9 protein-coding genes, 8 tRNA genes and 1 rRNA gene (1 of these 18 running past the window's edge) are annotated in these 12,634 nt (G+C 51.2%); all 18 read left to right on the plus strand.

Annotated elements, in window-relative coordinates:
- Positions 1–1,788, plus strand: a 23S ribosomal RNA gene (locus tag ACSFXJ_RS00745); it begins 1,143 nt to the left of the window's first position.
- 65 nt (positions 1,789–1,853) lie between these two features.
- Positions 1,854–1,945, plus strand: a tRNA-Ser gene (locus tag ACSFXJ_RS00750).
- 23 nt (positions 1,946–1,968) lie between these two features.
- Positions 1,969–2,045 (plus strand) — tRNA-Met (locus ACSFXJ_RS00755).
- Positions 2,046–2,054: 9 nt separating this feature from the next.
- Positions 2,055–2,130: transfer RNA gene (locus ACSFXJ_RS00760), tRNA-Val, on the plus strand.
- A 17-nt stretch (positions 2,131–2,147) separates the two neighbouring features.
- Positions 2,148–2,223, plus strand: a tRNA-Thr gene (locus tag ACSFXJ_RS00765).
- A 14-nt stretch (positions 2,224–2,237) separates the two neighbouring features.
- A tRNA-Asp gene (locus ACSFXJ_RS00770) sits at positions 2,238–2,314 on the plus strand.
- 79 nt (positions 2,315–2,393) lie between these two features.
- A tRNA-Phe gene (locus ACSFXJ_RS00775) sits at positions 2,394–2,466 on the plus strand.
- Between the two features lie 42 nt (positions 2,467–2,508).
- Positions 2,509–2,593 (plus strand) — tRNA-Tyr (locus ACSFXJ_RS00780).
- A gap of 8 nt (positions 2,594–2,601) precedes the next feature.
- Positions 2,602–2,674 (plus strand) — tRNA-Lys (locus tag ACSFXJ_RS00785).
- 144 nt (positions 2,675–2,818) lie between these two features.
- Positions 2,819–3,925 (plus strand): PucR family transcriptional regulator, encoded by a 1,107-nt coding sequence (locus ACSFXJ_RS00790; protein ID WP_435923343.1) that lies wholly within the window; start codon positions 2,819–2,821, stop codon positions 3,923–3,925.
- A gap of 118 nt (positions 3,926–4,043) precedes the next feature.
- Positions 4,044–5,162 (plus strand): ABC transporter ATP-binding protein, encoded by a 1,119-nt coding sequence (locus tag ACSFXJ_RS00795; RefSeq protein WP_435923344.1) that lies wholly within the window; start codon positions 4,044–4,046, stop codon positions 5,160–5,162.
- Between the two features lie 183 nt (positions 5,163–5,345).
- Positions 5,346–6,287, plus strand: a complete 942-nt coding sequence (hprK, locus tag ACSFXJ_RS00800; protein ID WP_435923345.1) for an HPr(Ser) kinase/phosphatase — start codon at positions 5,346–5,348, stop codon at positions 6,285–6,287.
- Positions 6,288–6,298: 11 nt separating this feature from the next.
- Positions 6,299–7,312: a prolipoprotein diacylglyceryl transferase gene (gene lgt, locus ACSFXJ_RS00805; protein ID WP_435925650.1), complete on the plus strand. Its 1,014-nt coding sequence runs from the start codon at positions 6,299–6,301 to the stop codon at positions 7,310–7,312.
- Between the two features lie 4 nt (positions 7,313–7,316).
- Complete coding sequence (ppaX, locus tag ACSFXJ_RS00810; protein WP_435923346.1) at positions 7,317–7,973, plus strand: pyrophosphatase PpaX; 657 nt, start codon at positions 7,317–7,319, stop codon at positions 7,971–7,973.
- Complete coding sequence (locus tag ACSFXJ_RS00815) at positions 7,970–8,479, plus strand: acyltransferase (RefSeq protein WP_435923347.1); 510 nt, start codon at positions 7,970–7,972, stop codon at positions 8,477–8,479. Before ppaX ends, ACSFXJ_RS00815 begins: the two co-directional genes overlap by 4 nt.
- Positions 8,480–8,605: 126 nt before the next feature.
- Entirely contained in the window at positions 8,606–9,805 is a 1,200-nt protein-coding gene (locus ACSFXJ_RS00820) for an acyltransferase (protein ID WP_435923348.1), read from the plus strand.
- Positions 9,806–9,885: 80 nt separating this feature from the next.
- Complete coding sequence (locus ACSFXJ_RS00825) at positions 9,886–11,103, plus strand: acyltransferase (RefSeq protein WP_435923349.1); 1,218 nt, start codon at positions 9,886–9,888, stop codon at positions 11,101–11,103.
- Between the two features lie 235 nt (positions 11,104–11,338).
- Entirely contained in the window at positions 11,339–12,541 is a 1,203-nt protein-coding gene (locus ACSFXJ_RS00830) for an ATP phosphoribosyltransferase regulatory subunit (protein WP_435923350.1), read from the plus strand.
- Positions 12,542–12,634 lie beyond the last annotated feature (93 nt).

Below are 12,634 nucleotides of genomic sequence, written 5' to 3' on the forward strand. Positions count from 1 at the left end.
AATAGCTCACTGGTCGAGTGACTCTGCGCCGAAAATGTAACGGGGCTAAACACACCACCGAAGCTATGGCTTGATGCTTTGCATCAGGGGTAGGGGAGCGTTGAATGCGGGTTGAAGTCAGACCGGAAGGACTGGTGGACTGCATTCAAGTGAGAATGCCGGTATGAGTAACGAAAAGATCAGTGAGAATCTGATCCGCCGAAAGCCTAAGGGTTCCTGAGGAAGGTTCGTCCGCTCAGGGTAAGTCGGGACCTAAGGCGAGGCCGAAAGGCGTAGTCGAAGGACAACAGGTGGAAATTCCTGTACCACCGTAAACCGTTATGAGCAATGGGGTGACGCAGTAGGGTAGTGACGCGAGCTGATGGATGCTCGTCCAAGCAGTGAGGCTGATGTGTAGGCAAATCCGCACATCGTTAAGGCTGGGCTGTGATGGGGAGGGAAAATTTACAGTACCGAAGGTCATGATCTCACACTGCCAAGAAAAGCCTCTAGCCAGGTGAAGGTGCCCGTACCGCAAACCGACACAGGTAGGCGAGAAGAGAATTCTAAGGCGCGCGGAAGAACTCTCGTTAAGGAACTCGGCAAAATGACCCCGTAACTTCGGGAGAAGGGGTGCCTCGGTAGGGTGAATAGCCCGAGGGGGCCGCAGTGAAAAGGCCCAAGCGACTGTTTAGCAAAAACACAGGTCTGTGCGAAGCCGCAAGGCGAAGTATACGGGCTGACGCCTGCCCGGTGCTGGAAGGTTAAGGGGAGTGGTTAGGGAGCAATCCCGAAGCTATGAACTGAAGCCCCAGTAAACGGCGGCCGTAACTATAACGGTCCTAAGGTAGCGAAATTCCTTGTCAGGTAAATTCTGACCCGCACGAATGGCGTAACGACTTGGGCGCTGTCTCAACGAGAGATCCGGTGAAATTTTAATACCTGTGAAGATGCAGGTTACCCGCGACAAGACGGAAAGACCCCATGGAGCTTTACTGCAGCTTGATATTGGACTTTGATACGATTTGTACAGGATAGGTGGGAGCCTAGGAAGCCGGAGCGCCAGCTTCGGTGGAGGCGCCGTTGGGATACCACCCTGATCGTATCGGAGTTCTAACCTGGTACCGTGATCCGGTGCGGGGACAGTGTCAGGCGGGCAGTTTGACTGGGGCGGTCGCCTCCTAAAGAGTAACGGAGGCGCCCCAAGGTTCCCTCAGAATGGTTGGAAATCATTCGAAGAGTGCAAAGGCATAAGGGAGCTTGACTGCGAGACTGACAAGTCGAGCAGGGACGAAAGTCGGGCTTAGTGATCCGGTGGTACCGCATGGAAGGGCCATCGCTCAACGGATAAAAGCTACCCTGGGGATAACAGGCTTATCTCCCCCAAGAGTCCACATCGACGGGGAGGTTTGGCACCTCGATGTCGGCTCATCGCATCCTGGGGCTGAAGTAGGTCCCAAGGGTTGGGCTGTTCGCCCATTAAAGCGGTACGCGAGCTGGGTTCAGAACGTCGTGAGACAGTTCGGTCCCTATCTGTCGTGGGCGTAGGAAATTTGAGAGGAGCTGTCCTTAGTACGAGAGGACCGGGATGGACGCACCGCTGGTGCACCAGTTGTTCCGCCAGGAGCACAGCTGGGTAGCTAAGTGCGGACGGGATAAGCGCTGAAAGCATCTAAGCGTGAAGCCCCCCTCAAGATGAGATTTCCCAACTAGTAAGACCCCTTGAAGACGACGAGGTTGATAGGCTGGGGGTGGAAGCACAGCAATGTGTGGAGCTGACCAGTACTAATCGGTCGAGGGCTTATCCAAAGAACTAAACACGCAAATGAAGTTTCGTATCCGGTTTTCAAGGATTAAACCTTGAATTATGGCTTGGAGAGATACCCAAGTGGCTATAAGGGGACCCTCTGCTAAGGGGTTAGACTGCGTAAGCGGTGCGAGGGTTCGAATCCCTCTCTCTCCGCCATTTGTACAAGCTTAATTATATATGGCGGCGTAGCTCAGCTGGCTAGAGCGTACGGTTCATACCCGTGAGGTCGGGGGTTCGATCCCCTCCGCCGCTACCATATTTACCTGGAGGCTTAGCTCAGCTGGGAGAGCATCTGCCTTACAAGCAGAGGGTCGGGGGTTCGATCCCCTCAGCCTCCACCATTTAAATTTCATAGCGTGCCGTTGTAGCTCAATTGGTAGAGCAACTGACTTGTAATCAGTAGGTTGGGGGTTCAAGTCCTCTCGACGGCACCATCTTTACCAAATGCGGAGCCGTGGTGTAGAGGCCTAACATGCCTGCCTGTCACGCAGGAGACCGCGGGTTCGAATCCCGTCGGCTCCGCCATTTTTACAAAAAGCATATTTCCACAGTGAAGTGGGAAAGTTACAACTTAACCACTTTATTTTTTTGACCAATTTCATATGGCTCGGTAGCTCAGTCGGTAGAGCAGAGGACTGAAAATCCTCGTGTCGGCGGTTCGATTCCGTCCCGAGCCACTTTATGTTCCTTAAGGCTACGGTCTTAATGCGGCATAACCTGGAGGCTTAGTGAAGTGGCTAAACACGGCAGACTGTAAATCTGCTCTCTACGAGTTCGGTGGTTCGAATCCATCAGCCTCCACCATTTTTTTTGAGCCATTAGCTCAGTTGGTAGAGCACCTGACTTTTAATCAGGGTGTCGAAGGTTCGAGTCCTTCATGGCTCATCTTAAAAGTCGTCAACTTCGGTTGGCGGCTTTTTTGCTTTTTCGACAAGCAACCGCCCGTATGGCATTACCGTTCGCCGTATGGGTTATGATAAAATGACTGTAATGTAAAGAAAATTATTCGAATGGGAAAGGCATTACAGAATGGAAATCAACGCGTTGAAAAAACAGGTGGAAGAGATTCTGGGTATTTCTTTGACCGTTTCGGTGATCGGGATGAACGAATGGAAGTCCATCATGGCTGGCGGTGCGGAAACCTATCCGGGCGCTTACCGCAGCAACGGCAGATTTGTTTGGTTGTTGAGGGAAAGTGCCGCTGAGGTGCAGATTATCGAGACGGAATCGGATAGCCTGACGGAAAGGGAAGCCGGATTGGTAGAGCTTTTGCTTGCCGGCGCAAAGGAACAGGAGCAGCGGATGAAGACTCCAAGTCCGAAAAAGGATGAGGAGGCCAAAAGCCTTCAGTTGGGGGAGTGGATTCAAAGCCGCTTAGAAGAGGGAGATTTTCAGCGTCAGGTCCCCGATGATTTTGCGTTAAAACCTCGCCTTGCGCATCCTTTGCTGCCGTTGTTGTTGAGCTGGGATAACCGGCCGGCACAGGAAGTTCCTTTTTCCAAGCTTTACAAACTTCTTCGAAGTTATTTTGGCGGCGATCTTCTGCTGGTTCCGCTAAAAGAAAGCTGGATGATCCTGGTGAGCGAAGCGCTGCTCGCGGACTTGCGAGAACAGAGCGAAGAGGGGGCAGACACGCAGCGTGAGCTTTTGGGCGCTTTATGCGAGGGATTGTATGAATTGATCTCTAACGAATTGGGCGTCGGCGGTTGCCATTTGGCCGTGCATGAGTTGTTCGTGAATGACGGGCAGATCGCGGAGGCCGCGGCTTTCTTGCATGAAACGCTGGTGATCGGCCATCTTTTCCGAGTTACGGAGCATATTCATTTGCCTTGGGATCTCAAGTTGGAGCGTTTGGTCTTCTCCATACCGGAAACGGAACGGCAACGTTTCGTTACTGAGGCGGGCGGGCACGCTGGAATATTCTCGGACGAAGAGATGATGGCAACGTTGGAAACCTTTTTTCAAATGGACTGCAATGTCAGCGAAACGGCAAAGCGTCTTTACATTCACCGAAATACGCTTCTGTATAGAATCGATAAGATCAAACAAGAGACGGGACTCGATGTCCGTACGTTTAGAGATGCCGTACTTATGAACCTAGAGCTGCTATTGTACAAAGTGACAAAAAGGGTTTAGGATTTTTGTGCAATTTGTGTATAGCGGTTTCATGCCCATAAAGGTAATATAGTAAGTGTAAATTGTATCCGATTTCATAAACCATTAAATATTAAATTATACTTAGGAGGCTATCCAAATGGCAGGCGTACGCTTAGAACACATTTATAAAAAATACCCAGGTGCCGACAAAGCAACAGTAATTGACGTAAACCTTGATATCAAAGACAAAGAATTCCTCGTGCTGGTAGGTCCTTCCGGTTGCGGTAAATCCACTACATTGCGGATGATCGCAGGTTTGGAAGAAATCTCCGAAGGCAAACTGTACATCGGCGACCGCGTTGTCAACGACGTGGCTCCGAAAGACCGCGATATCGCGATGGTATTCCAATCCTACGCTTTGTATCCGCACATGAACGTATATCAAAACATGGCGTTCGGTTTGAAACTGCGCAAAGTGAAGAAGGAAGAAATCGATCAACGCGTTCGCGAAGCAGCGAAAATTCTCGATATCGAGCACTTGCTTGACCGTAAGCCGAAGGCTCTTTCCGGTGGTCAGCGTCAACGGGTAGCCTTGGGCCGCGCGATTGTCCGCGATCCTCAAGTGTTCCTCATGGACGAACCTCTTTCCAACTTGGATGCTAAACTCCGCGGTCAAATGCGTGCGGAAATCACGAAGCTGGTTAAACGTCTTGAAACGACTTGCATCTACGTAACACATGACCAAACGGAAGCCATGACGATGGGTGACCGGATCGTAGTTATGCAAGACGGTATCATTCAACAAGCCGCTTCTCCTGAAGAGCTTTACAACCAACCGCAAAACATCTTCGTTGCCGGATTTATCGGTTCCCCGACAATGAACTTTATCAACGGTAAACTGGTTGATCAAAATGGATCCGTATACTTCCAATCCGATGCTTTGAAAGTGGAAGTACCTCAAGGCAAAGCTTCCATTTTGAAAGAAAAAGGCTACGTAAACGGCAAAGAAGTGATCATGGGCGTGCGTCCTGAAGATATCCACGAAGAGCCGATCTTCCTGGAAGGATCGCCTAACACGATCTTCACCGCAAGTGTAGACGTAACCGAGAACCTGGGTCACGAAATGCTCTTGTACTTGGCAAGCTCTTCCCCATTGATCGCACGCGTGGACGGACGTTCCAACACCCGCGAAGGCGACAATGTGAAATTGGCGATCGATATGAACAAAATTCATATCTTCGACAAAGAATCCGAATTGAACGTATTCTTTTCCTAATCGACAAGAATCCGCATCATGAACCGCCCTTCGGGGCGGTTTTTTAATATCGGGGAATTTTCGCGGGTTCCCTAATGTCAACGGATCGGGCGTTGTGATTGATTTACGCCCCAATTTCCTATACGATGAATACAACGACAGAGGCATTGTATGTGTTTACATATTGCAGAAAGGAAGAACCCCATGGCTAAAAAAGTAAAGGTATCGGAATTGGTGAACCAATTCGGGCTGGAGGTTGTTTCCGGCGAGCAGGGACTGAAACGGGTCATCACCGTAGATGATTTGTATCGTCCGGGGCTTGAAATGGCCGGGTATTTCGAATACCATCCGCCGGAGCGCGTTCAAATTCTCGGAAAAACGGAGCTGGCCTTCTATGAAATGCTTCCGCTTCAGGACCGCAAGGACCGGATGGAGCGGCTGTGCAGCAGCGATGAGACGCCATGCATCATTGTGACAAGATCCTGGGAAGTTCCGCAGGAGTTAATCGACATTAGCTCCCAAAAAAATATCCCCGTACTGCGAAGCAGTATGGCGACAACGATCCTGTCCAGCCGGATCACCAGTTTTCTGGAGCGGAAGCTGGCTCCGACAGCGACGATCCACGGCGTCCTTGTCGACGTCTATGGCGTCGGCATGCTGATTACGGGAAGCAGCGGCATCGGGAAAAGCGAAACCGCCCTCGAGCTCGTTAAGCGGGGCCACCGCCTGATTGCCGATGACGCGGTAGAAATCCGCCAAACCTCGGATAATCAGCTGCACGGCACGGCACCGGAGCTGATCCGCCATTTGCTCGAAATCCGAGGCGTGGGCATCATTAATGTCATGACCTTGTTCGGGGCCGGAGCGATCCGGAACAACAAGCGGATCACTCTCGTGGTTAGGTTGGAAGCGTGGCAGCAGGAGAAGCAGTATGATCGTTTAGGCCTGGACGAAGAGACGACGCGCATTATCGATACCGATGTGCCGCTAGTCACGATTCCCGTCCGTCCCGGACGAAATCTGGCGGTCATTATCGAGGTGGCTGCGATGAACTTCCGCCTGAAACGGATGGGATATAATGCGGCCCTTCAGTTTACGACGAAGCTGACGGAGACGATTTCGGAAGATATGGACGATTTGGATTAGGAGCGTGAATGATGGGCACTTTGTTATTGAATCCGATCGCTTTTTCGATCGGCGGTCTTGAAGTACATTGGTACGGTCTGATTTTGGGATTCGGTGCATTAATGGGGCTTCTGCTGGCCATTTGGGAAGGTAAACGGTTCAACATTCCGCAGGAGTTTTTTATGGATTTGCTGCTGCTGGGAGTGCCTTCGGCCATTATTGCCGCGCGGATCTACTATGTCGCTTTTATGTGGGACGATTACAAACACAACCTGATCGACATCTTTAAAATTTGGAACGGCGGTATCGCCATTTACGGAGCGTTGATCGGGGCTATTATTTGCGCGGTTATTTTTGTGCGCCGCCGCGGATATAACTTTTGGCGAATCGCCGATATTTGCGCGCCTTCGCTGATTATCGGGCAAATGATCGGCCGTTGGGGCAACTTTGTCAACCAAGAGGCGTACGGCGGTCCGACAACGGAGGTTTTCTTACGGGAACATCTCCATTTGCCTTCCTTTATCGTGGATCAAATGAATGTCCAAGGCATATTCCACCATCCGACTTTTTTATACGAGTCGTTGTGGAATCTGGTGGGCTTGATTATCCTCCTTGTTTTGCGGAGACAAAAGTTTTTGCGGGCCGGGGAGTTGTTCCTTTCCTACTTTATATGGTACTCGATCGGCCGCTTCTACATCGAAGCGCTCAGAACGGACAGCTTGGGCTTCCAAGGCGCCGATTGGCTTGCATCCTTCGTTAACGGGCTTTGGACGCCGATGACATGGTTCGGCTTCGAGCAGGGGTATTTGGCTCCTTCCTACGGCAATGTGAGAATATCGCAATTGCTCGCCATCGTGTTCGTCGTGGTTGCCGTGGCTTTGATCATCTACCGCCGCAAAACGGTTCGCGACCTGCCAAGGTATAGCGATCCGATCGTTTCGACGCGAGTAAAGGAAGTCGAACCCGAACTGCCGGTCAAGGAAGCATCGGTTTCCCCTAGAGAAAGCAATAGCGAAGGATCCAAGGAGTCATCAACAAAGGAGTAACCGCATGATTAACACTGTATTATTCGATCTTGACGGGACGATCATCGACACGAATGAACTGATTATCTCGACGTTCTTGCATGTACTGGACAAACATTTTCCAGGCCAGCCGTATACGAGGGAGCAAATCATCCCCCATATGGGGATGACGCTGGAGCAGCAAATGCAGATTTTCTCGGGCAGGGATGAAGTATCCGGCTTGATCACCGACTATCGTTCGTTCAACAACCTGCATCATGACGAGATGGTTCGCGAATTCCCGCATGTGAATGAGGTCATCCGGACACTTCATGAGCGGGGGATCAAGCTTGGCATCGTCACGACCAAGATCAGACCGACAACGCTGCGGGCGCTTGAGATGTTCGGATTAAAGAAATATATGGACGCTATCGTAACCGTTCAGGATGTGGAGAACCCGAAGCCGCATCCTGAGCCGGTGCTGACCGCGATCCGGCAGCTCGGAGCCGATCCGACCCGCACATTGATGGTGGGGGATAGCGCGGCGGACATACAATCCGCGAAAGCGGCAGGCGTCAAGGCTGCCGGGGTGGCTTGGTCGCTTAAAGGGGTAGAGGTGCTGCAGAAGTACGAACCCGACTATATCCTTCAGGACATGACCGACCTGTTCGGCGTGTTAGGATGGGAGAACGTAGCCAAGTGAGAAGGGTAAAAAGATATCCGGTCGAAGGACCGAATGCTTTATGGCAGTTGTACCGGACGGTTAGCGCCTGGAAGGGAGTCAAAAACTTCATTTTCATCCAGATCAGCAGGTACTGTCCGGTGCTCTCCTGGAAAAATTGGATTTATCGGCGCATTCTCGGCATGAAGGTCGGAGAGCATACGGCCTTTGGCCTGATGGTCATGGTGGATGTGTTTTATCCGGAGTTGATCACCATCGGACGAAACTCCGTAATCGGGTACAATACGACGATTTTGGCGCATGAGTATTTAATTAAGGAATACCGGCTTGGCGAGGTTCGCATCGGCGATGAGGTGCTTATCGGGGCCAACACGACGATCTTGCCCGGAGTCACGATCGGCGACGGAGCCGTGGTGGCTGCAGGCTCGGTAGTACATAAGGATGTGGAACCGGGTACCTTTGTCGGAGGAAACCCGCTCAGGGTGCTGGAACGGAAAAGTCCGGAAGGAAGCATGAGGAATCTTTAAATCTTGAAAAGGATTTGGAGGTTCTTTTTTTTTTTGTTTTCTAACTTTCAGCTTCCACTCAGCTGTGATTCAGTTTGCGCGTGTATCCTAAATATGTTGAAAAACTACATTTAGGGAGAGTTCAAAATGAATCCACGCCCAAAGGAGAGACTGCCTCAGTTGGACTTATTCCGGGCTTTCGCCGTCTTCAGCGTGATCATGGTGCATGCGACTTCGGTTACGATGGCGGAACAAACATTATCGCCATCCCTGTTTTATTTCTATAACGCGATAAATATCTTATTTAAATTCGGGGTGACCTCATTTATATTTCTTAGCGGCTTCGTCCTTTTTTACAACTATTTCGATAAGCCGTTGAACCGGAGCATGCTCGTGAAGTTTTACAAGAAAAGACTGGTCAGCATTGGACTCCCGTACCTCCTGGTTTCCGGCTGCTATTACGGATTGGTCGCCTGGCAAAACGGCCGGCTGCTGACCGAGCCTGCAGGAACCCAATTGCGGTTGTTCGGCAAGGAGCTGATCCACGGTACGGCCTATACGCATCTTTATTTTATTTTTATCATGATTCAGTTCTATCTTCTGTTTCCTCTTGTGCTCTGGCTGCTGCAAAAACTGCGCAACCGCACGCTTTGGCTGATGATGACCATCCCGATCGGCTTCGGATTGCAGTGGGGGTTCTATTTCTGGAATAAATACCGGCTGCATCTGCCGAATAAAGGGAGCTTCGCACCGACTTATATTTCTTATTTTCTGGTAGGTGCGGTGATGGCCGTCTTTTACGATCGAATCCGCGGTTGGCTGAATACGGGCTGGAGGGGACTATCGGGAAAAGGACGCCTCGGTATAGCCGTTCTATGGATGAGCTGGATAGCCGTTACGATGTATCACATTCAATTGTGGTATGAGCTCAGAAGAGGCATAAACTCCGCAAGCACGCTTACGTTTGAAATCGTGTGGGTGGTAGAAATGGTTCTCTCCATATTGGTTTTGCTACATGCTGTTTTTCAAATTTACCTGCGATCCCGGAGCTTCTGGAAGAAGACGTTGACCCGGCTGGGAGGACTTTCATTCGGCATATACCTGTTCCATCCTGTTGTATTACGGGAATATCGTTTGTTCGTTTGCAGCCGTTATACCCTGGATCCGAACACCTGGATCTATTTCTTCTATATCGCGGGAGGTTCAATAGCCGCATTGTTCGGTTCATGGATATTCGTACAGTTTTGCTTTAAACACCTTCCGTTTGCCTCCTGGTTCCTCGGCAGCGTTCCGGCGTCCCTGAAAAAGAAGGCCTTGAAAACGGACATGAACATTCCGATAGCGTAACTTTATGATTTATGACGTCGTCTAATAAGGTACAGATATGGTAACATCAAGAAGCCAACAGAAAATTGGAGGTTAATGATGTGAGAGAAAAGGTCAAAGAACGGCTTCCGCAATTGGACTTATTCCGGGCATTCGCCATTTTCTGCGTGATACAGGTCCATGCCTCGTCTTTTGCGGCCGGGTGGCAAGCCGTGGAATCGCAAGCGTACTTTTTTTATAACTGGATGAACATATTTTTTCGGATCGGGACGAGTTCTTTCATTTTCCTGAGCAGCTTTGTCCTTTTCTACAATTATGTCGACAAACCGGTAAGCCGGGATTTGATCGGGCGGTTTTATAAAAAAAGGCTCACTTATATTATCCTGCCCTATTTGCTCGTATCTCTGTGTTATTACCTAGCCGTCGTCGTGGTGCAGCGGGATTATTTGAATCATTCCCCCGCCGAGCTGCTGCAGTCTTTAGGCTTCAAGCTGTTGACGGGGAGTGCCTACACGCATCTTTACTTCATTTTTATCAGCATCCAGTTCTATATCCTGTTTCCGCTGTTCCTATGGCTGATTCAATCCTGGAAAAAGAGCAGGTTGCCGGTAGCATGGATTTTTCCGATCGGATTGGCGGTGCAGTGGGCATTTTATTTTTGGAATAAATACAATTTGCATCTTCCGAATAAAGGGAGCTATGCTCCTTCATATATGTCGTTTTACATGCTGGGGGCCGTCATCGCCGTTTATTTCGATCAGATTAAAGGCTGGCTGACTACGGATTGGCGGGATTCCGGCAAAACCCAAAAAACGTGTTCCGTGCTGCTTTGGGCCAGTTGGCTGATTTTTGCCTTGGTGGACGTTCAATTGTACTACTTGTACAGAACCGGAGCGTATACCGCTACGACCACCGTGTTTGAGGTGATCTGGAACATCCATCTTCTTCTCTCGGCGATGGTGCTGATGAAGTTGGCATTCCTGGTGTACCGCAAGGGCTCGGCGTTCTGGATCAAGGCGTTGACCCGGCTCGGGGAGCTTTCGTTCGCCATTTATTTGTTCCACCCCGTTATTCTGCTGGTGTACCGGAGGTTCCGCGACTTTTTGGCGGGGGCGGATTTTTCCGTGGCCTATTTCTTCTTCATCATCGGCGGTTCGGCCCTCGCGTTGTTCGGGTCTTGGATCTTCGCCCAATTTTGTTTCAAGCGGCTCCCTTTCGCATCGCTGTTCTTAGGGAATGTGCCGGCATCGCTCAAGAAGACACCCGGGACCAAGGGGATGGATACCGGCTCAACGCCGAGTGCCAATGTCCATATGTAATCAGGAAAAACCGGTTTGCTTGCAGGCCGGTTTTTTTGTGTGCTTTTTTTGAGGTGCGCATTTTCAACCTGGCGATACGTCTGAAAAACCACCGGAATCGGCGGCTGACTTTTTGAGAATGGGCCTTGCCAACGTTGACGATGGCTGAGAAGATATGATAAGATATGGCATATTCTTTAATTTGGTAGTATGGTAGCACTTTAATATAGTAAAGAAATTATGCGAGGTGAACGAGTTGTCTAAACCGAAGGGCTTTGAGAAACCGGCCGGCGTTCGCGATTATTTGCCCTTTGCGGCGGAGAAGCTGAGGGCGATTGAACGTAGTGTGCTGGATTGTATGAGCGCCTGGGGATACCGCCAGATCATGACGCCGACGATGGAGTATTACGATACGGTAGGTGTGGCCAGCTCGACATCGGACCAGAAGCTGTTCAAGCTGCTGAATAACCGGGGAACGACGATGGTTCTCCGCTCGGATATGACGGCCCCGATCGCCCGGGTCGTTGCTTCATTATTGAAAGAGGAGCCGCTGCCGCTTAGGCTTTCCTATCACGCGAATGTTTTCCGGGCGATTGAAGAGGAAGCGGGGCGGGAGGCCGAGTTTTTCCAGACCGGCGTCGAACTGGTCGGCGACGATTCCCCCGAGGCGGATGCCGAGGTGGTGGCGCTGGCGGTCGCCTCTTTAAAGGCTGCGGGAGTTTCGACGTTTAAAATCGCGCTCGGACACGTCGGCTTTTTGAACGGGCTGCTTGAAGACACCGTGCCTGATCGGGAGGATGCCCGGGATAAGCTGAAGGAAGGGCTTCTGCACAGGGATTACGTCGGGTATCGCGAAACGTTGGCCGGCCTGTCCTTGTCGGCCGAGCAGCGCGCCGAGCTGGAGGGAATTCTCCGGCTCCGCGGCGGCAAGGAAGTATGCCGTCAGGCGTTAGAGTTGAGCGGCAATCCTGAAGCGCAGCACGCGGTCCGGCATTTGAGCGCGGTATGGGATGCGCTGGAGGATTACGGTGTGGCACAGCATGTGATGATCGATCTGACCATGATCGGCGACTTCTCGTACTACACTGGAATGACGTTCGAAGGGTATGCCGCGGAGCTCGGCTTTCCGGTATGCAGCGGCGGTCGTTACGACAACCTGCTTTCGCAGTTTGGACGTCCTGCCCCGGCGACCGGTTTCTCGCTGAAAACGAACCGGATTCTGGATGGCGTGGACGGCATTGAAGTGACGCGCGAGCTGCCGGTGCTGCTCCAATACGATGCAGCCAACCGCAAGCTGGCGTTCGCGGAAGCGGAGCGGCTGCGGGCCGGCGGACGCAGCGTAGTGATGCGTCACGTAGAAGGACCGGCGGAGGTGCTGGGCGAAACGGTGGCGCGCGAGGTGCGCACCGGGCCGCTCGGACCGGCGTACGGTGCGATCCGGACGTTCGTGAGTTTTTGAGAACTTGCCCGAATTAACAGGAAAAGCTCCCGATATTTTGATGAAGTATAAGAGATGAGAAGAAATAACGGGAAAATACGGTGCTATTTTTAC

Source organism: Paenibacillus salivarius (assembly GCF_051307165.1).
GTDB lineage: Bacteria > Bacillota > Bacilli > Paenibacillales > Paenibacillaceae > Fontibacillus.

Excerpts from the sequence above, each read along its gene's own strand:
- lgt (WP_435925650.1), top strand. The coding sequence starts at position 6,299 with ATGGGCACTTTGTTATTGAATCCGATCGCTTTTTCGATCGGCGGTCTT.
- hprK (WP_435923345.1), top strand. The coding sequence starts at position 5,346 with ATGGCTAAAAAAGTAAAGGTATCGGAATTGGTGAACCAATTCGGGCTG.
- ACSFXJ_RS00790 (WP_435923343.1), top strand. The coding sequence starts at position 2,819 with ATGGAAATCAACGCGTTGAAAAAACAGGTGGAAGAGATTCTGGGTATT.
- ACSFXJ_RS00795 (WP_435923344.1), top strand. The coding sequence starts at position 4,044 with ATGGCAGGCGTACGCTTAGAACACATTTATAAAAAATACCCAGGTGCC.
- ppaX (WP_435923346.1), top strand. The coding sequence starts at position 7,317 with ATGATTAACACTGTATTATTCGATCTTGACGGGACGATCATCGACACG.
- ACSFXJ_RS00820 (WP_435923348.1), top strand. The coding sequence starts at position 8,606 with ATGAATCCACGCCCAAAGGAGAGACTGCCTCAGTTGGACTTATTCCGG.